This is a genomic window from Micromonospora sp. NRRL B-16802, from assembly GCF_001279555.1.
GTDB classification, from domain to species: Bacteria; Actinomycetota; Actinomycetes; order Mycobacteriales; family Micromonosporaceae; genus Micromonospora; species Micromonospora profundi.
This window is the reverse complement of sequence record NZ_LGEB01000075.1, coordinates 75631-98653: the sequence shown is the minus strand read 5'-3', so window position 1 is coordinate 98653 and position 23023 is coordinate 75631. Positions and strand designations below refer to the sequence as shown.

The window sequence follows — 23023 nt, the reverse complement described above, 5'->3', positions numbered from 1 at the left end:
TGTGACATCTCCTACCCCATTTCGTAGACACTGTCTACAAGCCCTGGTAGACACAGGTCATGAGCGTGGAAGACGCCACCCTTCGCTCCCGGCTCGTGGCCGTCGGAGTCGACCTTGTGCTGCGTGAGGGCCAGTCGGCGGTGTCGTTGCGGGAGATCGCCCGCAGGGCCGGGGTGTCCCACGGCGCTCCCCGCCGCTACTTCCCCACCCACGTCGACCTGCTCTCCGCCATCGCCAGGGAGGGCTTCGCCGACCTCACCGCCCGGATCGAGCAGACGATGCGCGACGCCGGCCCCGACCCGCGTACCCGACTGGCGGCGCTGGGCCGGACGTACCTGGACTTCGCGGCCGAGCACCGCGGCATGTTCGAGCTGATGTTCCGGCACGACCTGCTGGCAAGCGGCCGTCTGCGGCTGCGCGAGACGAGCCTGCCGCTGTTCGACGACCTGGCCGACCTGGTGGCCCAGGTACGCCGACCGACGGACGCCCCCGTGCCCGTCCTGGCCGGCGCCCTCTGGGCCAACCTGCACGGCATCGCCCAACTCTGGGCGTGGGGCAGCCTGCCCCTGGCCACCGGCGCCACCGACGACGACGCCCTGCTGAACGCCGCCCTCGACTCCCACCTCGGCCCCGCCGCCAGGTGACCACCAACCACCCGGAGAACCCGTGCCCCTGCTGTACGACCTCACCAAGTTGACCGTCGGCGCCGCGCTGCGGCTGGGCTGGCAGCCCCAGGTGCACGGGCGGGAGCACCTGCCCCGACACAGCGGGGCGATCCTTGCCGGCAACCACCTGTCCGTCGCCGACGAACTGTTCCTGGTCACCGCGGCCCCCCGGCACGTCACCTTCTGGGCCAAGTCGGAGTACTTCACCGGGCGTGGTCCGAGCGGCTGGCTCAACAGGCGGATCGTCGACGGCATGGGTGCCATCCCGGTCGAGCGCGGCGGCGGCCGGGCCGCCCTCAGCGCCCTCGACGCCGCGGTGCCGGTGCTGCGTGCCGGCGGTCTCGTCGCCATCTACCCGGAGGGCACCCGCTCCCCCGACGGACGGCTCTACCGGGGCCGGACCGGCATGACCCGACTGGCCCGCGACGCCGAGGTGCCGATCATCCCGGTCGGAGTGCTCGGCACCGCCGAGGTGCTGCCCGTCGACGCGCGGCTGCCCCGCCGGCACCCGATCACCCTGCGGTTCGGCCCGCCGATCCAGGTCGCTGGCCGCATCCACGGGCCGCGCGACATCCGGACCGTCACCGACGAGGTGATGGCCGCGATCCAACAGCTCACCGGCCAGGAGTACGTGCCCCACCACGCCCCACCCCGGCCGGCCCGCACCTGAGTGGTGGCGGTCAGCCGGCGAGCAGGGCCGCCATCCGCTGCGCCTGCGCCTCCCAGCGCCACTCCTGCTCCACCCAGGCCCGGCCCGCCGCACCCAGTTGGCGGGCCAGATCCCGGTCGGCGAGCAGCCGGGACACCCGGTCGGCGAGCTGGGCGACGTCCCGCCCCGGGACCACGAACCCGGTCTCGCCCTCACGGACGGCGTCCGGCGCGCCCCCGGAGTCGCCGGCCACCACCGGCAGGCCCGTCGCCGACGCCTCCAGGTAGACGATGCCCAGCCCTTCCACGTCCAGGCCACGGTTGCGGGTGCGGCACGGCATCGCGTACACGTCACCGGCCGCGTAGTGCGCCGGCAACTCGGCCGACGGCACCGAGCCGGTGAAGACCACGTCCCGCTCCACCCCGGCCTGCCGGGCCAGCTTCTCCAACGTCGCCCGGTACGGCCCGCCGCCGACGATCAGCAGCGCCGCGTCGGGCACCCGGCGGCGGATCTCCGGCAACGCCCGGATCAGCATGTCCTGGCCCTTACGCGGCACCAGCCGGGACACGCAGACCACCACCGGACGGTCAGCGAGCCCCAACCGGACCCGGATCGGCTCACCGTCCACCGACGGGTGGTAGGTGTCCACATCCACCCCCGGTGCCAACCTGCGCAGGTCGGTCACACCGTCGAGCACCCGGGCCAACCGACTGCGGGTGTACTCGCCGAGGTAGGTCGTCACGTCGACACCCCTGCCGATCCGGCGCAGCGCCGGACGCGCGGCCGGCAACGCCGCCCAGCCGACCTCGTGACCGTGGGTCTGCGCCACCACCCGGCGCACCCCGGCCCGGCGACGCAGGCCCGCGGCGAGCAGCCCGAGCGGCGCCGCCGCGCCGAACCACACGGTGTCACAGTCGTACGTGCGGGCCAGCCGGGCCGCTCGGCGCGCGATCAACGGGGTGGGCAGCAGCACCCTTGTGCGTTCCCGGATCACCTCGAACGGCTGGTCGGCGTCGAACTTCGCCGCACCGCGCCAGCTCGACGCGTACACCACCACCGAGCCGGGTGGCTGACGCACCGCCAGGTTGTGCACGAACGACTGGATCCCGCCGGGGCGCGGCGGGAAATCGTTTGTGATCAGCAGCGTGCGACTCATCGACCGCCCTCCCGGGCGTACGCGCGGGCGGCGGCCATCCGCTCCACTGTGGACGGGTGTGAGGCCGAGTAGAGGTATTCCCAGCGCGGCGGGTCGGGGTCACCGAGGTTCACCGACCCGAGTCGGCGCTGCATCGACTCGAACGCCTCCGGATCACCTGTCAGCGCGAGCGCGTGCGCGTCCGCCCGCGCCTCCACCTGCCGCGACATCAGCGCCTGGGCCGGAGCCGCCACCAGGCCGGCGACCGTGACCATTGCGACAAGCAACGGGAACGCGCGTGGATCGGCGACCGAGTCGACACCGGCCAGCCGCAGCAGCCGCCCCCACGAGCCGAGCAGGTAGAGCGTCACCACCGCCGCCGCGGCGCCCAACGCACCGGTAAGCGTGCCCACCGCCACGTCGGAGTTCTTCGCGTGGCCCAACTCGTGCGCCACGACGGCCTTCACCTCGGCCGGGGGCGCCTCGCGCAGCAGCGTGTCGTAGACGACGACCCGCCGGGTCGGCCCGAGACCGGAGACGTACGCGTTTACCGCGCTGGTGCGCCGGGACGCGTCGGCGACGAGCACGTCGCGCACGGGGACCCCGTCCCTGGCTGCCATGCTCATCAGCTCGGTGCGCAGCGGCCCCTGCTCCAGCGGGGTGAACCTGTTGTACACCGGCTCCACAAGCACCGGCAGCACGAACGACAACAGCACCACGAGCAGCGCCGCGCCGGCCGCCCCGAACGCCCACCACCAGCGCGGCGCGAGCCTGATGACCGCGTAGAAGCCGAACAGGACGAGCGCGCCGATCACCGCGCTCACCGCGTACGACCTGAGCAGGTCGACGGCCCAGCCACTCCAGCCGTTCGTGCTCAACCCGTACCGCGTCAGCACGCTCTGCCGCCAGGCGGCGAACGGGAGGGTGAGCAGGTCGGCGACGAGCACCACGGCGAGCCCGCCGAGCACCGCCTGCGCGATCCAGTGCCCACCGAACGGCCGGCCCGCCAGCTCGACCAGGCGGCTGCCCAGCGGGGTCAACCCCAGCGCGAGGGCGATCAGCAGCCCGACGGCGAGGGCGGCGTACCCGCCGGGTCGCAGCGCGGCCCGGAACTCCCGCCCCCGGGCCACCTGCTCGGCGGGCAGGTCACGCAGCGCGGCGAGCTGGTCGGCGCGGGGTACCGGCGGTCGGTGCCACGGGATGAGCAGCGCGGCGGTCAGCACCAGCGCCACTGTCAACCCGGCGAGCGTCAGCAGCGCCCATCCGCGCGGGGTCACCGGCGCACCGACGCGGCGACGCCGAGCGCGCCACGGACGGCTTCGCCGCCGTCGTGTCGTACCCCGCTCATCCCGCCGCTCCTCCCGCCGTGACCGCCCATCCTATGGCCCGCGAAATGCCCGCTCCGGGCGCGGTGTCGCGCTCAGGCGACGCGCCGGGAGGCGCGGCGAGCCGCGCCGGGACGCGCCGGGGCGGTCAGCACCTCCACGTCGAAGCCGGCCCGGGCGAACACCTCGATCGCCTGGACCTCGGCGGCGTCCAGGCCGGCCGCCGGGGACGCCTCGTCGAACAGAGCGGCAACCAGGCAGCCGAAACAGCCGTCACCCCGCTCCCTAGCGCACCCCTCGCAGTCGATGAGCATCGCGCCTCCTGATCGGCTCGCTGCACGCGGGCGGCGGTTTGTCGCCGCCCGAGCACCGTCGGTCACATCGACGCTATCCACCGGGTACGACAGAACCGCCCGCACCGGCCGTTGCGGACGAGATCCACTCCAGATCAGCGATATCGGGGTATCCCGACCCGACATCTCGGCCGCGGGGCAGGGCGACGTCAAGAACGCGCGAGGCGGCGCAGCAGCGAGTCGGCCCCCAGCGGGTACGCGCCGTGCCGGCGTACCCCGTCGGCCACCTCGCGGTCGGACGACACCACCACGACCGGCCGGCCCGCCGGCTCGGCGCGGACCAACCGCCGGATCAGCTCGTCGGCCGTCTCGCCCTTGCGGGAGAACAGCACCCGGACGCCACGCGGCGCCGGAGGCAGCCCGTGCATCCGCTCCGCACCGTCGAACACGACTGTGACCTCGTCGCCGGTCTGCGCGGCGATGCCGCCCAGGCCGGTGATGAGGCGCTTGCGCTGCTGCTCCAGCGACATCTCGCCGAACCCGCGCTTGGTGACGTTGTAACCGTCGACCACAAGGTGCGCCCGGGGCAGGGCGAGCAGCTGGTCCAGCCGGGCCGGATCGTCGGTGTCGCGGGCGCGCGCGGCCGGACCGGCAGGGGCGGCACCCGGCTGCTCGGCGAACGCGTCGGCGACGAAGTCGGCGGGGAGCTTGTCCACCGGGTCGAGGGCCAGCTCGCGGCGCAGCCCGACGGCGGCCTGACCGATGGTCTCCAGCAGCAGCCAGAGCCGCGCGTCGTCGACCGAACGCGCCTCCTTCGCGCTGGCGCGGGCCACCCCGGCCGCCGCCTCCGCCTCGGCGAGCCGGGCACGGGCGCGGCGCAGTTCGGCGTCCACGTCGGCGCTGGCCCGCGCCGCCCGGCCACGCTCGGTGGCCAGCAGCTCGGTGGCCTTGCGCTCACGGGCCTGGGTCTCGCGCAGGGTACGCGCCAACTGGCGGGACTCCTCGCGGAGCTGGCCCAGCTCCTCACGGACGCGCGACAGCTCGTCGCGCAGCTTGTCGGCCTCGACGCGGGCCACCGCCCGGTCGTGCTCGGCTCGGGTGGCCCGCTGCTCGGCCTCGCGGACCAGCTCGGCGACGACAGCGCTGTCGGCCTCGGCGCGGACGGCCGCACCGCTGGCGTCGATCAACTCCCGCCAGCCTCGGGGCCGGCCCAGGTAGGCCAACGCGGCCACCTCGACAGGGTCGGCGGCGGCCGGCGCGGTGCCGTCGATAACGGCCGCGCCGAGGTCGCCGGCGTCGGCCAGCACCCGGGCGGTGACCCGCTGTCGGAAAAGCGGATCGGCGGCGAGCTGGGCGGCAATGGCCGGCGCGCCGAGGCGTGCCCGCCTGTTCGGCGCGAACTTGGCCACCCGGCGCAGCGGCACCGGCACCTCGTCGGAGGGCAGGGCGGGCAGCACGGCGGCGGTCAGCGCCACGATCCGCTGTCGGACGGGCTCGGGCAGCGTGGGCTCGGGTTCGATGGCCGACTCAACGCCCGGAGTCGACGCGGCGTCGGGGTCGGAACCCAGGTCGGGGTCGGAACCCAGGTCGGAGTCGGGGTCGCCCACGGCACCGTCACGCGCGACCAGATCCTCCTGCGGGAGGTGGTCGTCGTGCGGCTCGGTGAGGGGCATGTGGCAAGTCTCCCACCGTTGGTGGGCCCACCGCCCGGTGAGTGAGCCGATCTCTCATCCTAGCCCCATGGTGACCGGTGGGACCGCTGTGACGCGAGTGTCGGACCGTGGCGCTAGCGTGCCGCCGATGGCACAAGCGGAGTACGTCCAGGAGTCACTGGCCGGTCTCGACCCGGCGGTGGGCGGGGTGGACCCGGCGTTGCCCCTCTACGCGACCACCTTCGTGGTGGTCGACCTGGAGACCACCGGCGGGGCGCCCGACGGTGGCGGCATCACCGAGATCGGTGCGGTGAAGGTGCGCGGCGGCGAGCAGTTGGGCGTGCTTGCCACCCTTGTCAACCCGGGGCAGCCGATCCCGCCGTTCATCACCGTGCTGACGGGGATCACCCAGGCCATGCTGCTGCCGGCGCCGCCGATCGAACAGGTGCTGCCGAGCTTCCTGGAGTTTCTCGCCGACGCGGTGCTGGTGGCCCACAACGCGCCCTACGACGTGGGCTTCCTCAAGGCCGCCTGCGCCAAGCACGGCTACCGCTGGCCCAACCCCCGCGTGCTGGACACGGCGGCGCTGGCCCGGCGGGTGCTGACCCGCGACGAGGTGCCCAACCGCAAGCTGGGCACCCTTGCCGCCTACTTCCGCACCGCCACCCAGCCCACCCACCGCGCGCTCGACGACGCGAAGGCCACCGTCGACGTGCTGCACGGGCTGATCGGCCGGCTCGGCGGTCACCGGGTGGACACCGTCGGCGACGCCATCGAGTTCGCCCGCGCGGTCACCCCGACCCAGCGACGCAAGCGCCACCTTGCCGACGGGCTGCCCAAGGTCCCCGGCGTCTACATCTTCCGGGCCGCCGACGACCGGCCGCTCTACGTGGGCACGTCCGGCGACATCGCCACCCGGGTGCGCAGCTACTTCACCGCCGGCGAGAAGCGCGCCCGGATCTCCGAGATGCTGGCGGCGGCCGAGCGGGTCGAGGCCGTGGAGTGCGCGCACTCGCTGGAGGCGGAGGTCCGCGAGCTGCGGTTGATCGCCGCGCACGCGCCGCCGTACAACCGGCGGTCGAAATACCCGGAGCGGATGGTCTGGCTCAAGCTGACCGACGGGCCGTACCCCCGGTTGTCGATCGTGCGGGAGATCTCCCCCACGGACACCGCCTACCTCGGGCCGTTCACCTCCCGGCGGGCCGCGGAGCTGGCCGCCGCCGGCTTCCACGACGCCGTGCCGCTGCGCCAGTGCACCCACCGGCTCTCGCTGCGCACCGTCACGCCTGCCTGCGCGCTCGCCGAGCTGGGTCGCTGCCCGGCGCCCTGCGAGCACAAGATCACCCCTGAGGAGTACGACGAGCGCGCGGCGGCACCGTTTCGCACGGCCACCGCGAGTGACCCGCAGCCGGTGGTGGACGCGTTGCTCGCCCGGATCGAGGCGCTCTCGGCCGGCCAGCGCTACGAGGAGGCCGCAGTGGTGCGGTCCCGGCTGGCAGCGGTGCTGCGCGCCACAGTGCGGATGCAGCGGCTCGCCGCGCTGACCGGCATCGTCGAGTTGGCCGCCGCCCGCCCGGCCGCTCGGGGCGGCTGGGAGCTGGCCCTGGTCCGGCACGGCCGGCTGGCCGGCGCGGGAGTGTCCCCGCCGGGCGTCCACCCGCGACCGACGCTGACCACCATCCGGGCCACCGCCGAGACGGTGCCGGGTGGGCACGGTCCGGTGCCGTCGGCCACAGCGGAGGAGTCCGAACGTATCCTGTCCTGGTTGGAGCGACCGGAGACCCGGCTCGTCGAGATGTCCTCCGGTTGGGCCTCCCCGGCCGGTGGCGCGGGGCGCTTCCGTGACCTGCTGGCGAAGGCCGAGAGCGGAGCTTCCCACCAACTCTCGACCGAACGCTCATGACCAAGTGTCCGATCGGACTACGTCGACTCGCTTAGGCTGTTAGAGAAGTGCAGTCCTGCCCGTTTCGTGGGCCTGCTCCCGCCCGCCGGGTCCGGCGGTCGCGGAGCCGGGGTGAGGAGGTGTCCCTCGTGGACGTCGACGCCGGACACGGCGCCGCCCTGGGGGGCGCCCTGCCGACCCAGTCGGGTGAGCTGCCGCTGACCCGACGGCTGCGGGCGTTGCTCACCTGGCCGACCACCGACTCCGACCCGGTCACCCAGCTGGTCCGCACCCATCGGAGCATCCACGCCGGCACCGACCCGGCGGTGCTGCGCCGGGCGTACACGATCGCGGAGAACATGCACCGGGGGCAGTTCCGCAAGAGCGGGGAGCCGTACATCACCCATCCGCTCGCGGTGGCGCAGATCTGCGCCGAGCTGGGCATGGACACCACGACCCTGGTGGCGGCGCTGCTGCACGACACCGTGGAGGACACCCGCTACACGCTCCAGGCGCTGTCCGAGGATTTCGGCGGCGAGGTGGCCCACCTTGTCGACGGGGTGACAAAGTTCGACAAGGCGTTCTACGGCAAGGCCGCCGAGGCCGAGACGATCCGCAAGATGATCGTCGCGGCCGCCAAGGACGTCCGGGTGCTGATCATCAAGCTGGCCGACCGGCTGCACAACATGCGCACCCTCGGTGTGCGCTCCGCGGCCTCCCGTGAACGCATCGCCCGCAAGACCCAGGAGGTGCTGGTCCCGCTCTGCGACCGGCTGGGCATCCAGAGCCTCAAGCGCGAACTGGACGACGTGGTGCTGCTGCACCTGGAGCCGGAGGAGCACGCCCGGCTGGCCCGGCACGTGCACGACCGGCCCGGCTGGGACGCGTACCTGGATTCGGTGGTGACACGGACCAGGGTGGCGCTGCGCCGCAGCCGGGTCGACGCCGAGGTGTCCCCGCGCCCCCGGCACCTCTACTCGATCTGGAAGGACACCGTCGCCGGCGGTCACACCGCCCCGTACGACCTGCCCCGCATCTCGGTGGTGGTCGACGGCCCGGCCACCGACTGTTACGCAGCGCTGGGCGCGATCCACGGCACCTGGCGACCGGTCCCCGGCCGCTTCAAGGACTTCATCGCCTCGCCGAAGAACAACCTCTACCGCTCACTGCACACAAGCGTCTGCGGCCCGCAGAACCGCACTGTCGAGGTGCTGATCCGCACCGAGGAGATGCACCGGTCGGCCGAGTACGGCATCGCCGCCGACTTCCGCTTTCCGCGTTCGGGCCGGGGCGACGCCGCGGCCCGCGCCGAGCAGTTGGACTGGCTGCGCCGGGTGCTGGACTGGGAGCCGGACGCCGCCGACCCGGCGCAGTTCCTCGAGTCGCTGCGCTGCGACCTCGCCGAGGGGCAGATCCAGGTGTTCGCCGACGGGCGTCAGGTGGTGCTGCCGGCCGGTGCCACACCCGTCGACGTGGCCTACGAGCTGGGCAACGAGCGCGGCGACCACTGCCTCGCGGCCCGGATCAACGGCCGGCTCGCGCCGTTGAGCTCGGAGCTGGACGAGGGCGACGTGGTGGAGATCTTCACCGAGAACGACGGCGACAACGGCTTCGAGGCCGGCGAGGCACGGCGGGGCCCGCGCCGGGAGTGGCTCGACTTCGTCAAGTCGCCGCACGCGCAGATGCAGATCAACCGCTGGTTCGCCGAGCACACCGAGCCGGGCATCACGATCAGCGACAAGGTCCGCCTGGGCCGGGCCACCATCGGACTCGCCCTGCGCCAGCACAATCGTGGCCTGGCCAGCGACCTGCCGTTGCTGCGGCTCTCGGAGGAGCTCGGCTACCCCGACCTGGAGACCCTGCTGGTCGCGGTCTTCGACCGGGTGCTCGAACCGGACACCGTGGTCCGCCAGCTCATCGACCTTGTCGACCATCGGCAGTGACCGGCACGGCCCCAGCGCATCCGAAAGGCATTCGTGACCACTAGCCTGGGGTCATGATCCCCCGTACCCGTGCCGCTGGTCGGGCCGTCTTCTACCAGGCTTTCTACCGGCTGCCGTTACCGGTGCGCCGACGCCTGGTCCGGCTGGCCGTGCCCAAGTACATCGTCGGCGCGGTCACCCTGGTCCGTGACGTCGAGGCCACGGGCGCGGGCCGGTTGCTGCTGCTGCGCCAGCCGCCCGGCAGGGGTTGGTCCCTCCCCGCCGGCCTGCTCAACAAGGGTGAACCGCCGGTGGTGGGCGCTGCCCGCGAGCTGTTCGAGGAGTCCGGCATCCGGCTTCCCCCGTCGCGGCTGCGTCCCGCGGTGCCGAACGCGATTGTGCACGCCAAGGGCTGGGTGGACATGGTCTTCGAGGCGGAGGTGCCGGCGTCGGAGACCGCCCTCGCTGTCGACGGCGCGGAGGTCTTCGAGGCCGCGTGGCACCCGCTTGACGACCTTCCGAAGCTGACCTGGCCCACCGCCCGGCTGCTCGCCTACTACGACATCGGGCCGCTGGCCGGGCAGTTCCCGCCGCCGATTCCCGACGACGCGCCATGACTGTGGCGGGCGGGCCGGCGGACGTCTGCGCTGTGGTGCTGGCCGCGGGCGAGGGCACCCGGCTGCGCCCGCTCACCGAACGGGTCCCCAAGGCCCTCTGCCCGGTGGGCAACGTGCCACTGCTGGACCGCGCGCTGGCCCGCTTGGCTGGGCTCGGCCTGGCCGGCCCCGACCGTGTCGCGGTGAACGCCTGCTACCTCGCCGACCAGGTGGTCGGACACGTCGGCGAGCGGGCGTACCTGTCGGTGGAGCCCGGTGACCCGCTCGGCACCGCGGGCGGGGTGGCCAACCTGCGGGACTGGATCGCCGGGCGGCCGGTGCTGGTCGGCAACGCGGACGCGTACCTGGCCGACCCGGCCGCTCCCCCCGGCCCCGACGTGGCCGCGCTGCTGGCCGACTGGGACGGCCAGGGGGTACGCCTGCTCGGTCAGCCCGCCGCGAACCCGACGGCCCCGGGCACCTTCGCCGGGCACTGCTTCACCGGCTTCTCGCTGCTGCCCTGGCGGCTGGTCCGCGACCTACCTGTCGTCTTCTCCGACCTGGTCCGAGCCGTCTGGCGGCCGGCCGAGGCGGCCGGAGCGTTGGAGGTGGTGCCCTATCCGGGCGTCTTCTACGACACCGGCACCCCCGCCGACTACCTGGCGGCGAACCTGCACGCCGCCGCCGGCGGCACCCTTGTCGACAGGTCGGCCACTGTGACCGGCCGGTGCCGGGAGTCAGTGGTCGGCGCAGGCGCGCGGGTGTACGGCGACGTGTGCCGCACTGTCGTCTGGCCGGGCGCGACGGTGCACCCGGGTGAACGGCTGCACGACGCGATCCGCTGCACCGACGGCGGCACCGTGCCGGTCACCGCGGACGGTTGAGCGGCGCGGGCTCCCGTCTCCGGGCACGATGTGAACATCTAGCATGGGCGACGACGCCGACGAACGGAGAAACGTGCCGTGATCACCGCCATTGTGCTGATCGACTGCGCCACCGATGCGATCCCCGAGGTGGCGGAGACCCTGGCCAACCTTCCCGGCGTCAGCGAGGTCTACTCGGTGGCCGGGCACGTCGACCTCATCGCCGTGGTCCGGGTACGCGAGTTCGATCAGATCGCCCAGGTCATCGCGGGCAGCATCTCCAAGGTGCCGGGTGTGCTGAACACCGAGTCGCACATCGCGTTCCGGGCGTACTCCCAGCACGACCTGGAGCAGGCGTTCGCGATCGGCCTGGCCACCGCCGACTGATCCGTTCGACTCCGCCGCAAAGCGGGTCCAGACGCACGGCGGCCGGTCCACCCACACGGATGGACCGGCCGTCTGCTGCCGCTACGTCAGCTCACGCTCGGAGCCGGCGTTTCGGTGATGCCGCCGCCCGGAGCCGGCGACTCGGTGGTGCCGCCCGGAGCCGGGGACTCGGTGCCGGTGCCGCCCGGAGCCGGCGACTCAGTGCCGGTGCCGCCCGGGCTGGGCGTACCGCTGGCGCTGGTCTGCGGGACCGGGATGCCAAGCTGGTTGGCGAGCTGGACCAGCTCGTCGTAGTGCGCCTGCAATGTCGGCAGGGCGGTCTGGGCCAACTGGACCACCGACTGCTCGGAGCCCTGCGAGATCTCCGTCTGGGTGGCCTGGATGGCCTGGACGTGGCCGGCCAGCTCACTTGTCACCCAGAGCCTGTCGAACTCGGCGCCGCTGACGTTGTTGAGCTTGTCGATGACCTTCTGCTGGTCGGTGGTGGGTTCGTTCGGCAGTTGGACGTTGAGCTGCGACGCGGTCTGCTGGACCGTCTGGTCCAGAGACGTGTGGTCGGTCTTCAGCATCGCGCCCAGGTCCTTGACCCCCTGGTCCTGGCCCTTCTGCTCAGCCAGGTCACCGGCGGTGATTTCGAACAGGTTCACCTGGTGCAGAGCCTGCAGGTACTGGGTGTCCTGCGTTGACGGCTGTGCCGCGGCCTGCGCGGCCGCGGCTGGCGCGACACCGACAAGCACCAGCGCGGCCAACAGGCCGAGGCGTTTGATACCCAACATGCTTCCCCCCCTAGAGACGTTGGACCGCACGGATACCCGGCTCACCGGGGTTATTCCTGCGATCGCCCGTCGCGTGGGGTCGACCGGTCCCACCGTGGCCATCCGACTCCTGGCGGGATGGGTGCCGCAGCGCCGGAAACGGCGTGGCGCCCGCCGGAAGTCCGGCGGGCGCCACGTCACACAGCGTTCGGGGGGTCAGCGACGGCTCTCGCCGCTGCCGATCTCCTCGCGCTCTGCTCGAGCCTCGACCGGCGGGTGCCCCGGCGAGACCGGCGCTTCGACCGGCTTCTCGATCGGGTAGAAGAAGCCCCGGATCGCCGGGCCGAGGGCACCGAGCCGGTTCATCTTCTTCGGGACCACCCAGCCGACGTACTCCAGGCCGCCGTGGCCGTCGTCGTGACCGTTCGCCGCGCTGAGCGGCTGGTGCACCTCGACGAACCGGCCGTCCGGCAGACGCCTGATGATGCCGGTCTCCACGCCGTGCGCGAGAACCTCCCGGTCGTGCTGTTGCAGACCGAGGCAGAGCCGGTAGGTGACGTAGTACGCCACCGGCGGGATCAGCAGCAGACCGATCCGGCCGGCCCACGTCATCGCGTTCAGGCTGATCTGGAACTTGTCGGCGATCACGTCGTTGGCGCCGGAGAGCGTCAGCACGATGTAGAACGACACCGCCATGGCACCGAGCGCGGTACGGGCCGGGACGTCGCGGGGCCGCTGGAGCAGGTTGTGGCTCTTGCGGTCCTTGAGGTGCCGTGCCTCCAGGAACGGGTACATCGTCGACAGGCCCACAAGGATGCCGGGTAGCACCACCGTCGGCCAGAACAGCGGCGGGATGACGTACCCGTCACCGATCGGGATGTTGATCTCCCAGGCGGGCATGAGTCGCGTCGAGCCGTCGAGGAACATGACGTACCAGTCGGGCTGGCTGGCGGCCGAGACCACCCACGCCTCGTACGGGCCGAACAGCCAGATCGGGTTGATCTGGAACAGACCGCCCAGCAGCGCCACGACACCGAAGACGACCATGAAGAAGCCGCCCTGCTTCAACGCGTAGCGCGGGAACATCCGCTCGCCGACCACGTTGTTGTTGGTCCGGCCGGGGCCGGGCCACTGGGTGTGCTTCTGCTTGAAGACCAGACCCAGGTGGACGCTGATCAGGGCGACGAGCAGACCCGGGACGAGCAGGACGTGGGCGATGAAGAACCGGCTGATGATGATCGTGCCGGGGAACTCGCCGCCGAAGACCGACGAGGTGACCCAGGAGCCGATCACCGGGATGGACAGCATGATCGCCGAGGCGATCCGCAGACCGGTGCCGGACAGGCCGTCGTCCGGGAGGGAGTAGCCGGTGAAGCCGGCCAGGAAGCCCACCCAGAACAGCAGCGAACCGATGATCCAGTTGGTCTCGCGCGGCTTGCGGAACGCGCCGGTGAAGAAGACGCGCAGCATGTGCACGACGATCGCGGCCATGAACAGCAGCGCCGACCAGTGGTGCATCTGCCGCATCACCAGGCCACCGCGGACGTCGAACGAGATGTCCAGGCTGGAGGCGTACGCGGCTGACATGGGGGTGCCCTGCAACGGGGCGTAGCTGCCGTTGTAGACCACCTCGGTCATCGCCGGCTCGTAGAAGAAGGTGAGGAACACACCTGTCAGCAGCAGCACGATGAACGAGAACAGCGCGATCTCGCCGAGCAGGAACGACCAGTGGTCCGGGAAGACCTTGTTCAGCAGCTTGCGCAGCGGGGTGGCCACCGCGAAGCGGTCGTCCACTCCCACCGCGGCCTTGCCCGGCGTCGCCTTCAGGTCAAGCTTTCGACGCTTCATGGCCGCTCCCAGAAGTCAGGCCCGACGGTCTCGGTGAAGTCGGACTTCGCCACGAAGAAACCTTCGGAGTCCACCTCGATCGGCAGCTGCGGCAGCCGCCGGCTGGCAGGGCCGAAGACGGGCTTGGCGTTGTCGGTGATCAGGAACTGGGACTGGTGGCACGGGCAGAGCAGCCGGTTGGTCTGCTGCTCGTACAGGCTGGCGGGGCAGCCGGCGTGCGTGCAGATCTTGGAGAACGCCGCGTAGTTGCCCCACATGTAGTCGCCGTGGCCGATCTTCTCGTTGGCCCGGCGGGACTCCTGCGCGTCGGAGTCGCGCAGGTGGATCAGCAACGTCGGCGAGTCGGCGTGCAGGTTGCTCACGCCGTGGTCGATGCCCGGGAAGACGGTGAGCTGGCCGCCGGCGCTGACGTCCGCCGGGCGGATCGGGCGGCCGTCCTCGCGGACGAGGCGGATCAGCTGCCCACCCTCGGCGGGAGAGAAGCCGGTGCGGAACATCTGGTTGTTCTTGTGCGGGTTGGAGATCAACCCACCGACCAGCGGCGCGGCAGCGACCGCGGCCACCGGCGCGAGACCGGCCAGCAGCGAGATGCCGAGCAGCGGACGACGCTTCACACCCAGCTCGTCAGCCATGTAGAGCATGGTCTGGCCGGTGATGGTGCGGCCTTCCTCGTCTACCTGGCCCTCGTGCCGGTCCTGGATCGACACCTCCTTGGGCAGCAACTTCTTGCCCCAGGTCAGGATGCCGAAGCCGACGGCGAGCAGCGCCACGCCGAGGGTGAGGCCGAGCAGCGGGGTGTAGAGCTTGTCGCCACCCCGGCCCGGCTCGTACTGCCACGGCCACCAGATGTAGACGACAAGGAACGCGGTGGCTGCCAGGCCGGTGATCAGGAAGAGCGCGGCGACCACACGGGTCAGCCGACGCTCGGCCTTGGTGCCGGGCTGCACCTGCGGCTCGTAGTGGACGATCTCGATGTCGTCCCGACGGGCGCCCTCGCGGACGATGTCGAACCGGGTCAGCGTGGGGTCGTTCACGTCGAGCGGCTCCCGGCCCTGCGGGGCCTGGTGCTCGGTGTGGGTGCTCATGCCGTCACCTCGCTAGGGGTGGCGCCGAGCGGCACCACGGCACTGAATCTGATGATCCGCTCGGTCACGACTTGCCCGCAATCCACAGGCTGGCGAAGACGAGCGCCACGATGCCAACCAGGAAGATCACCACACCCTCGGTGGACGGCCCGTACCGACCGAGGTTGAACCCGCCCGGGTCCTGGTCGTGCTTCAGCGTCTCCTGGATGTAGGCGATGATGTCGGCCTTCTGCTCCGGTCGGAGCTGGTTGTCACCGAACACCGGCATGTTCTGCGGCCCGCTCAGCATTGCCGCGTAGATCTGCCGGTCGGTCGCCGGGTGCAGGCTCGGGGCGAACTTGCCCGAGGAGAGCGCGCCACCACCGCCACCGAAGGCGTGGCACTGCGAGCAGTTGATCCGGAACAGCTCACCGCCGGAGGCGACGTTGGCGCCCTCGCGCAGGATGTCACCCTCCGGGACGACCGGACCGCCGCCGAGCTCCTGGATGTACTGGGCGAGCTGACGGGTCTGCTCGTCGGTGAAGAGCGGGGGCTTGCGGTGCGCCTGGGCTTCCTGCCGGGCCATCGGCATCCGGCCGGAGCTGACCTGGAACTCGACCGAGGCGGCGCCGACGCCGACCAGGCTCGGTCCGCGGCCCTCGACGCCCTGGGCGTTGCGTCCGTGGCAGGTCACACAGCTCACGTCGAACAGCGCCTTGCCCTCGGCTGCGGCGCCGGTCATCGGCGGGTTGTCCTGCGCCTGCGCACCGGGGGCGAAGACGGTGTAGGCACCGCCGGCGAGCATCAGCGCGGCGATCAGCCGGACCGCGGCGCCCAGCCGGCGGCGGCCCCTGCTGCGCGCGGCGGGCCGCTCGCGCAACCGCGCGAGCAGGCCGCGTCGGCGGTCGTTGTCAGAAGTCATGAGCTGTGTCCTTAACCGGTTGGACCTTGTCTCAGGGGACGAAGCAGCGGCGCGGTTCGTGACGCGCCAAGATCACTGAAGCCAGTAGATCATGGCGTACAGCCCGATCCACACGACGTCGACGAAGTGCCAGTAGTACGACACGACGATCGCCGAGGTCGCCTGCGCCGGGGTGAACCGTCCCATGGTCGTTCGGACCATGAAGATGATGAAGGCGACCAGACCGCCGGCCACGTGCAGGCCGTGGAAGCCGGTCGTCAGGTAGAACATCGATCCGTACCCGTCGGCGTTGATCTTGATGCCCTCGTGGACCAACTCGCGGTACTCGTTCAGCTGACCGAGCACGAAGATGAGGCCCATCACGAAGGTGACGGTGAACCAGCGCCGCAGCGCGTGCACGTCACCCTTCTCCGCCGCGAAGACGCCGAGCTGGCACGTCACCGACGAGAGGACCAGGATCACCGTGAAGGTGGTCGCGTACGGGATGTTCAGCACCTCGGTGTGCTTCTCCCACTGCTCCGGCGCAGCCGCGCGGATGGAGAAGTACATCGCGAAGAGCGCCGCGAAGAACATGAGTTCGCTGGAGAGCCACACGATCGTCCCGACGCTGACCATGTTCGGTCGCGTCAGAGAGTGGATCCGGCTCTTGTCAATGGCTGGGGCCGCAGTCACGCCGTCATTATTGCCCCTGACCGGGGCCGGCGATCAGCGGGGTGGCAAACCCACACCATCCGTGGGCCGGACGTCAGGGTCCGGTTCGCCTGGCCTAGCCTGAAAAGCGTGCTGCACGTCGATCCGATCCTCGCCGCCACCTCGGCTGTCCCGGCCGTTGTGCTCGCCGCCACCCCGGTGGGCACGTCCACGCTTGCCGTCAGCGCCGAGGCGACCCCACCACCGTTCACCGTCGGCGCGGTCCTGACCGAGACCCGGCTGGACAGCTGGTTGGCCCTCGGCCTGGTGCTCGTCGCCGGTCTCTACCTCTACGGGGTGCACCGGTTGCGCGTGCGCGGCGACCGCTGGCCGGTCGCGCGCACCGCGCTCTTCCTCGGCCCCGGCTTGGGCGGCATCGCGCTGGTCACGGTCAGCGGGCTGCACGCGTACGACACCGCGCTGCTGTCGGTGCACATGGTCCAGCACATGGTGCTGTCCATGGTGTCGCCGATCTTCCTCGCGCTGGGCGCGCCCATGACGCTCGCCCTGCGGACCCTGCCGGTCGGGCCGCGCAAGCGCCTCCTGGCGATCGTGCACAGCCGTGTTGCCCGCGTCTACAGCTTCCCGCTCGTGGCGTTCGCCATCTTCGTGGTCAACCCGTTCGTGTTGTACTTCAGCGACCTGTACCGCTACACGCTTGAGCACGCCTGGGCGCACGAGCTGGTGCACGCGCACTTCATCATGACCGGCTGCGTCTTCTTCTGGCCGCTGCTCGGGCTCGACCCGCTGCCCGGCCGCTGGCCGTACCCGGCTCGCGCGCTGCTGATGCTGCTCTCCGTGCCGTTCCACACCGTGCTCGGGCTCACGATCATGCAGAGCAGCACGCTCTTCGGCGGCGACTGGTACCCGTCGCTCAACCTCGACTGGGCCGACCCCAAGGCCGACCAGGTGCTCGCCGGCGGCATCCTCTGGGCGGGTGGCGAGTTCGTCAGCGTGACGATGATCGCGGTGCTGGTCGTGCAGTGGGTCAAGCAGTCCGAGCGGGAGGCCCGCCGGCTCGACCGCGAGCTGGACCGCCAGGAGGCACGCGAACGCGCCGCCGGCGCCGCGGCCCCCTGACCTGCGGCGACGGTACGCGGGGCCGACGGCGGCAGGCGGCGTGTCGGCTACGTCACGCGGCCCGGTACGATCGGCGCAGTTTTTCGAGGTGGAAGCAGAGTGCCGGCATGAGTGAGCACAGCGAGCGAATCATCGGGCTCAGTGCGATGGTTCCTCATGACGGCACGGAGCGAAGCGGAGTGCCGGCATGAGCGATCGACTTTGTACCGTCCTGCTCTACAGCGACGACCCGCAGGTCCGTGACCGGATGCGGCTCGCCGTCGGCACCCGGCCCGCGCCCGGGTTGCAGGTCGAGTTCGTGGACGCGTCGACCTACGCCGAGACGATCCGCCTGGTCGACGACTATGAGATCGACCTCATGCTGCTCGACGGTGAGGCGAACCCGGGCGGCGGCATCGGCATCGCCCGGCAGATCAAGGACGACCGGGAGGACGCTCCCCCGGTCTGCCTGGTGATCGCCCGCGCCGCCGACCGATGGCTCGCCGCGTACGCCGAGGTCGAGGGGACGCTCGTGCACCCGCTCGACCCGGTGACCACCGGCAACACGGTGGCCGAGCTGCTGCGGACGCACGCACCCGCCTGACGTCCCCCGCTTTCCGGCACCGACGCGGCGCCGGGGTGATTCGGCGCCGGTTCCAGCCCACCCGCACTTCGCACGCTCGGGAGGCCCGCCATGGGCGATCGGACCTGGCCGCACCTGCTCACCTCGCTGCTGCGCGGCGAGGAGCTGTCCACCGCTGACACGGCCTGGGCGATGGGCGAGATCATGGCCGGCTCGGCAGGTGCCGCGCAGGTAGCCGGTTTCGCTGTGGCGCTGCGTGCCAAGGGCGAGACCTCGGCGGAGCTGGCCGGTCTGGTGGAGACGATGCTCAGCCGGGCGGTGCCTGTCGAGCTTCCCGACGAGCTGCGCTCGACCGCCCTGGACGTGGTCGGCACCGGCGGTGATCTTGCGCACACGGTGAACATCTCCACGATGGCCGCGCTGGTGGTGGCCGGTGCGGGCGTACGGGTGGTCAAGCACGGCAACCGGGCCGCGTCCTCCTCCTGCGGCACCGCCGACCTGCTGGAGTTCCTCGGCATCCCGCTGGATCTCGACCCGGACGCGATCGTGCGTTGCGTCACCGAGGCCGGCATCGGGTTCTGCTTCGCGGCGCGGTTCCACCCCGGGATGCGGCACACCGGGCCGGTCCGCCGGGAGCTGGGCGTCCCCACCGTCTTCAACTTCCTCGGCCCGTTGACCAACCCGGCCCGACCACGCGCTGGTGCCGTCGGGTGCTTCGACGCGCGCATGGCGCCGGTGATGGCCGGCGTGTTCGCCGCTCGCGGCGACTCGGTGCTGGTGATGCGCGGCGAGGACGGGCTCGACGAGTTCACCACCGCCGCGCCGACCCGCGTCTGGGCAGCTCAGGGCGGCACCGTACGGGAGGCGCTGCTGGACGCCGCGGACCTGGGGGTACCCCGGTCCACCCTCGGTGACCTGCGGGGCGGTGACGCCGCGTACAACGCCGGCGTGGCCCGTCGCCTGCTGGCCGGCGAGACCGGTCCGGTACGCGACGCGGTGCTGCTCAACGCGGCGGCGGCCCTCGCCACGCAGGGTCCTCTGGACGGTGATCTGACCGAGGCGCTGCGCGCCGGCCTGGACCGCGCCGCCAAGTCGATCGACTCGGGTGCGGCGGCCGCCACCCTCGACAGGTGGATCGAGGTCGCCACCGCCGGCTGACCCGTCCCCCGGGTGCTGGTCGCCCCCGTCCGCGCAGGAATGTCGGACCGGGGTGGAAAACTACAGGTGAGTAGTTCTTCACCGCTGCCGGGTGCCACGTGTCACGCCGGAGCGGGTCGCCTGGAGTGAAGGAGACGCCCGTGTCGCACCGCGAGCTCTACTGCGACGTCTGCGTGGGCGTGGCACTGTTCGAGGCACCGCCCTGCGTCGACAGCCACGGCACCGACTGTCCCGAGCTGATCTGCATCGACTGCGGAGCCGCCGTGGTGATCGCCACGTTCCCCGCGCCGGTCACCCGGCTGGCCGACCGTCGGCATCGCCGCCAGCCCACCCGCCAGCACGCCGCCTGACCCGCCGCCGGGTCCACCGCACGCACGACGAAGGCCCGCTCCCCTCTTCAGGAAGCGGGCCTTCGTGGTGCTACGCATCGGCCGCGAGCGCGACCGGCGGATCAGTGCTCCGCGGTACGCCGGGTGCCGCTGTAGTACTCGAACAGCAGCCCGCACACGGCGAAGACGACCGACAGCATTCCCACACCGATCAGCCAGTACTGCCAGAACACCAGGCCCAGCGCGGCGATCGAGGCGGCCATCGCCAGGCCGAACGGCCAGTAGCTGCCCGGGCTGAAGAAGCCCACCTCACCGGCGCCGTCGGCGATCTCGGCGTCCGGGCGGTCCTCCGGGCGCAGGTCGATACGGCGGGAGACGAACCAGAAGAACCCACCGCACATCGTGCAGAGCAGGAAGGACAGCAGCAGGGCCACGGTGCCCACCCACTCGATGCCGCCGGCCTCACCGTTGGTCCAGGCGCCGTAGAGGACGGTGGCCCCGAGGAGGAAGCCGGCGATGATCAGGAAGATTCGCCACTCGGTCTTCATGCGGCTGCCCTCAGCTTCCCGGGAAGGCCGGAGCGTCGTCCGGGTTGAAGTTGCTCTGCGTCCGCCGTGTGTCGAACGGCCGCGTGGTCTCCGCGTACGGCTCTTCACCGATCTCGGACAGCGCATCCTGGGTGGACTTGCCGCCCTGCTTGGCCGCCAGGAACTGCTCGTACTTCTCCGGCGAGACCACACGCAGCTCGAAGTTCATGAAGGCGTGGTAGCTGCCGCACAGCTCGGCGCAGCGGCCGACGTACGCGCCCTCGGCGTCCAGGCTGGAAACCTCGAACACGTTGCGGACGTTGCCCGGGAAGACGTCCCGCTTGAACAGCAGCTCCGGCACCCAGAAGGAGTGGATGACGTCGCGGCTGGTCTCCTCGAACCGGATGGACCGGTTGGTCGGTAGCACAAGCACCGGGATGACGTCACTGGTGCCGAGCGTCGACGCCGTGGTGCGGGCGTCCGGGCCCTGCCCGTCGCGGTAGTTGAACTGCCAGTTCCACTTGAACGCGACGACCTCGACCGTCACGTCCGGGTTCTTCGACACCTTGTCGACGTCGGTCTGCACGATCGCCGTGTAGTAGAAGAGCACGGAGACGATCAGGATCGGCGCGATGGTGTAGAGGAACTCCATCGGCAGGTTGTAGCGGGTCTGCACCGGCAGAGCGTTGCCGCGCTTGCGGTAGCGCACCACGCACCAGAAGATAAGGCCCCACACGAAGACCCCGACCGCGAGCGCGGCGATGCAGGAGGCGATCCACAGGTCGTACATCCGCCGCGACTCCGGCGTGATGCCGCCCTGCGGCCAACCGAAGCCGCCGAACGTCCGGCCCACGTCACAGCCCGTGAGCAGGACCAGCAGCGCCACGCCACCGAGACCGAGCCCGGCCAACCGACCGGCACCACGTCCCCGGCGTCCACCTGCTCCTGGGGAAGCGCTGTGCCGTACGGCCGTCGGCCGTACCTCCGAACTCCTTGCGACCACCTGGTCCTGCCTCCCTAGCGCGCCGCGGTGCGTCTTTCCTCAGCACCGGCGGCAAAGGCGTCACCGACGGTCGCAGATTACTCGACCATGACGAGCTGGGCCGTGGTGGGGTCACTCTCCGCCCCCATCGGGGGGATCCTGCCCATACCGCCGCGATACCGTTTGCGACTGTGAGCGCGAGGAGTGAGCCGGGGTTGCGAGCCCCGCAGTCGCGAACAAAGGTGCATCCGTGAGCGCTTCCCCTGTCTACCTGGACGCGGCGACCGCCGCGCCGCTGCATCCGGTCGCCCGGCAGGCGTTGCTGGCGGCCCTGGAGGACGGTTGGGCCGACCCGGGAAAGCTCTACACCCAGGCCCGCCGCGCCCGGCAGCTGCTCGACGCCGCCCGGGAGGCCACCGCGCAGACGCTCGGCGTCCGCGCCGACGAGATCTCTTTCACGGCCAGCGGTACGACGGCAGCGCACGCGGCGGTCCTCGGCGGCCTGGCCGGGCGGCGCCGGTCCGGGTCGGCGTTCGTGCACTCGGCGATCGAGCACTCCGCAGTCCTGCACGCAGCAGAGCAGCACGAGGCGGCGGGCGGGACGGCAGCGGCAGTGCCTGTCGACAGGCGGGGGCGCCTGGACCTGGCCGCGTGGTCGGACGCCGTCCGGGCTCCCGGTGTCGCGCTGGCCGCGCTGATCTCCGCGAGCCACGAGGTGGGCACCGTGCAACCGGTCGCCGAGGCTGCCGCCGCGTGCGCCGACGTCGGTGTTCCGTTGTACGTCGACGCGGCACAGTCCATCGGCCGGGTGCCGGTGCCGGCGGGCTGGTCGGTGCTCACCGGCAGCGCGCACAAGTGGGGTGGCCCGCCCGGGGTGGGGGTGCTGGCGGTGCGTAAGGGCACCCGCTGGGAGTCGCCGTGGCCTGCCGACGAGCGGGAGGGTGGGCGTACCCCTGGGGCGTTGAACCTGCCAGCGGTGGTGGCGGCGGCGGCGAGCCTGCGCGCGGCGGCGGCCGACGCGGCGACCGAGCAGGCCCGGTTGGCGCCGCTCGTGGACCGGATCCGGGCGCGGGTGTCGGCGGAGGTGCCCGACGTGGAGGTGGTAGGCGATCCGGTGCTGCGGCTACCGCATCTGGTGACGTTCTCCTGCCTGTACGTCGACGGCGAGACGCTGCTGCACGCGCTGGACCGGCGGGGCTTCGCTGTGTCGTCCGGCTCGTCCTGCACGTCGTCGACGCTGCGGCCGTCGCACGTGCTGGAGGCGATGGGCGTGCTGTCGCACGGCAACGTCCGGGTGAGCCTGCACCGGGAGACGTCCGAGGCGGACGTCGAGCGGTTCCTCGCCGAGCTGCCCGGAATCGTCGCCGGGCTGCGCGCCGAGGCGGGGGTGGTGGGGCTGTGACGATGCCCAACGAGGTACTCGACTGCCGGGGCCAGCGCTGCCCGCTGCCGGTGATCGCGGCGGCCCGCCGGATGCCCGAGGTGCCGGTGGGCACCGTGGTACGGGTGCTCGCCGACGACCCGGCAGCGGCGGTGGACATCCCCGCCTGGTGCCGCATGCGCGGCCAGGAGTTCCTCGGCACCATCCCCGGCCCCGAAGGCCCCGCCTACGACATCCGCCGCACCCACTGACCCACCCACACCCCCACGCCCTCGCCCTCGCGCGCCCGCGATCTTGCAGTTGCTGCCTCGGCAAAAAGGGCATAAGACGCGCAGGGGCGTCACAAAGTGCAAGAT

24 protein-coding genes are annotated in these 23023 nt (G+C 71.7%); 13 read left to right on the top strand and 11 right to left on the bottom strand.

Annotated features, from left to right (window positions below; translation table 11 throughout):
* The first annotated feature begins 59 nt into the window (after positions 1–59).
* Positions 60–644, top strand: coding sequence for a TetR/AcrR family transcriptional regulator (locus ADK66_RS21155; RefSeq protein ID WP_053657995.1), 585 nt, complete (start codon positions 60–62; stop codon positions 642–644).
* Positions 645–666: 22 nt separating this feature from the next.
* Positions 667–1335 carry a 1-acyl-sn-glycerol-3-phosphate acyltransferase gene (locus ADK66_RS21150; RefSeq protein ID WP_053657994.1) on the top strand — a complete coding sequence of 223 codons (669 nt, stop codon included), beginning with the start codon at positions 667–669 and terminating at the stop codon, positions 1333–1335.
* A gap of 10 nt (positions 1336–1345) precedes the next feature.
* Here ADK66_RS21150 and ADK66_RS21145 read toward each other — a convergent pair whose 3' ends face one another.
* The 4 genes from ADK66_RS21145 to ADK66_RS21130 all read right to left on the bottom strand — a co-directional run bounded on the left by ADK66_RS21145 (position 1346) and on the right by ADK66_RS21130 (position 5740).
* Positions 1346–2470, bottom strand: coding sequence for a glycosyltransferase family 4 protein (locus ADK66_RS21145; RefSeq protein ID WP_053657991.1), 1125 nt, complete (start codon positions 2468–2470; stop codon positions 1346–1348).
* The gene (locus ADK66_RS21140; RefSeq protein ID WP_053657988.1) at positions 2467–3726 is read right to left on the bottom strand and encodes a M48 family metallopeptidase; all 1260 of its coding nucleotides are present in this window, start codon (positions 3724–3726) and stop codon (positions 2467–2469) included. Before ADK66_RS21140 ends, ADK66_RS21145 begins: the two co-directional genes overlap by 4 nt.
* A 143-nt stretch (positions 3727–3869) precedes the next feature.
* On the bottom strand, positions 3870–4088 hold the full coding sequence (locus ADK66_RS21135) for a hypothetical protein (RefSeq protein WP_053657986.1): 219 nt from the start codon (positions 4086–4088) through the stop codon (positions 3870–3872).
* A 188-nt stretch (positions 4089–4276) separates the two neighbouring features.
* On the bottom strand, positions 4277–5740 hold the full coding sequence (locus ADK66_RS21130) for an NYN domain-containing protein (RefSeq protein ID WP_053657985.1): 1464 nt from the start codon (positions 5738–5740) through the stop codon (positions 4277–4279).
* 127 nt (positions 5741–5867) lie between these two features.
* Between ADK66_RS21130 and ADK66_RS21125 the strand changes: the two genes are divergently transcribed.
* The 5 genes from ADK66_RS21125 (at position 5868) to ADK66_RS21105 (ending at position 11369) form a co-directional block, all read left to right on the top strand.
* Positions 5868–7622, top strand: a complete 1755-nt coding sequence (locus ADK66_RS21125) for a DEDD exonuclease domain-containing protein (protein ID WP_053658311.1) — start codon at positions 5868–5870, stop codon at positions 7620–7622.
* Positions 7623–7750: 128 nt separating this feature from the next.
* Positions 7751–9544, top strand: coding sequence for a bifunctional (p)ppGpp synthetase/guanosine-3',5'-bis(diphosphate) 3'-pyrophosphohydrolase (locus tag ADK66_RS21120; protein ID WP_053657983.1), 1794 nt, complete (start codon positions 7751–7753; stop codon positions 9542–9544).
* 53 nt (positions 9545–9597) lie between these two features.
* Positions 9598–10140 carry an NUDIX hydrolase gene (locus ADK66_RS21115; RefSeq protein WP_053657981.1) on the top strand — a complete coding sequence of 181 codons (543 nt, stop codon included), beginning with the start codon at positions 9598–9600 and terminating at the stop codon, positions 10138–10140.
* A complete protein-coding gene (locus ADK66_RS21110) occupies positions 10137–11003 on the top strand; it encodes a sugar phosphate nucleotidyltransferase (RefSeq protein WP_053657979.1) in 867 nt (288 codons plus the stop codon). The genes ADK66_RS21115 and ADK66_RS21110 overlap by 4 nt, the downstream gene beginning before the upstream one ends.
* Before the next feature lie 78 nt (positions 11004–11081).
* A complete protein-coding gene (locus tag ADK66_RS21105; protein WP_053657977.1) occupies positions 11082–11369 on the top strand; it encodes an Lrp/AsnC family transcriptional regulator in 288 nt (95 codons plus the stop codon).
* An 86-nt stretch (positions 11370–11455) separates the two neighbouring features.
* On the opposite strand, the gene ADK66_RS21100 is transcribed toward ADK66_RS21105, so the two are convergent.
* The 5 genes from ADK66_RS21100 to ADK66_RS21080 form a co-directional block, all read right to left on the bottom strand.
* A complete protein-coding gene (locus ADK66_RS21100; protein WP_053657976.1) occupies positions 11456–12145 on the bottom strand; it encodes a DUF4142 domain-containing protein in 690 nt (229 codons plus the stop codon).
* Between the two features lie 195 nt (positions 12146–12340).
* Positions 12341–13972 (bottom strand): cytochrome bc complex cytochrome b subunit, encoded by a 1632-nt coding sequence (locus tag ADK66_RS21095; protein WP_053657974.1) that lies wholly within the window; start codon positions 13970–13972, stop codon positions 12341–12343.
* Positions 13969–15057: a ubiquinol-cytochrome c reductase iron-sulfur subunit gene (locus ADK66_RS21090; protein WP_053657972.1), complete on the bottom strand. Its 1089-nt coding sequence runs from the start codon at positions 15055–15057 to the stop codon at positions 13969–13971. The genes ADK66_RS21095 and ADK66_RS21090 overlap by 4 nt, the downstream gene beginning before the upstream one ends.
* A gap of 64 nt (positions 15058–15121) precedes the next feature.
* Positions 15122–15958: a cytochrome c gene (locus ADK66_RS21085; protein ID WP_053657969.1), complete on the bottom strand. Its 837-nt coding sequence runs from the start codon at positions 15956–15958 to the stop codon at positions 15122–15124.
* A gap of 72 nt (positions 15959–16030) precedes the next feature.
* Positions 16031–16630 (bottom strand): heme-copper oxidase subunit III, encoded by a 600-nt coding sequence (locus ADK66_RS21080; protein ID WP_053657968.1) that lies wholly within the window; start codon positions 16628–16630, stop codon positions 16031–16033.
* 108 nt (positions 16631–16738) lie between these two features.
* Here ADK66_RS21080 and ADK66_RS21075 point away from each other — a divergent pair, with 108 nt between their 5' ends.
* The 4 genes from ADK66_RS21075 to ADK66_RS21060 all read left to right on the top strand — a co-directional run bounded on the left by ADK66_RS21075 (position 16739) and on the right by ADK66_RS21060 (position 19798).
* Entirely contained in the window at positions 16739–17728 is a 990-nt protein-coding gene (locus ADK66_RS21075; RefSeq protein WP_053657966.1) for a cytochrome c oxidase assembly protein, read from the top strand.
* 187 nt (positions 17729–17915) lie between these two features.
* Positions 17916–18311 carry a chemotaxis protein CheY gene (locus ADK66_RS21070; protein ID WP_053657964.1) on the top strand — a complete coding sequence of 132 codons (396 nt, stop codon included), beginning with the start codon at positions 17916–17918 and terminating at the stop codon, positions 18309–18311.
* A 90-nt stretch (positions 18312–18401) separates the two neighbouring features.
* A complete protein-coding gene (gene trpD, locus ADK66_RS21065) occupies positions 18402–19448 on the top strand; it encodes an anthranilate phosphoribosyltransferase (RefSeq protein ID WP_053657962.1) in 1047 nt (348 codons plus the stop codon).
* A 140-nt stretch (positions 19449–19588) separates the two neighbouring features.
* Positions 19589–19798 (top strand): hypothetical protein, encoded by a 210-nt coding sequence (locus tag ADK66_RS21060; protein WP_053658309.1) that lies wholly within the window; start codon positions 19589–19591, stop codon positions 19796–19798.
* 101 nt (positions 19799–19899) lie between these two features.
* Here ADK66_RS21060 and ADK66_RS21055 read toward each other — a convergent pair whose 3' ends face one another.
* Both ADK66_RS21055 and coxB read right to left on the bottom strand, forming a co-directional pair.
* Entirely contained in the window at positions 19900–20325 is a 426-nt protein-coding gene (locus ADK66_RS21055; RefSeq protein WP_053657961.1) for a cytochrome c oxidase subunit 4, read from the bottom strand.
* Between the two features lie 10 nt (positions 20326–20335).
* On the bottom strand, positions 20336–21307 hold the full coding sequence (coxB, locus tag ADK66_RS21050; protein WP_053657960.1) for a cytochrome c oxidase subunit II: 972 nt from the start codon (positions 21305–21307) through the stop codon (positions 20336–20338).
* A 229-nt stretch (positions 21308–21536) separates the two neighbouring features.
* Here coxB and ADK66_RS21045 point away from each other — a divergent pair, with 229 nt between their 5' ends.
* Together ADK66_RS21045 and ADK66_RS21040 are read left to right on the top strand one after the other, a co-directional pair.
* Positions 21537–22688: a cysteine desulfurase family protein gene (locus tag ADK66_RS21045; RefSeq protein ID WP_053657959.1), complete on the top strand. Its 1152-nt coding sequence runs from the start codon at positions 21537–21539 to the stop codon at positions 22686–22688.
* Positions 22685–22918, top strand: a complete 234-nt coding sequence (locus ADK66_RS21040; protein ID WP_053657957.1) for a sulfurtransferase TusA family protein — start codon at positions 22685–22687, stop codon at positions 22916–22918. The genes ADK66_RS21045 and ADK66_RS21040 overlap by 4 nt, the downstream gene beginning before the upstream one ends.
* Positions 22919–23023: the final 105 nt, after the last annotated feature.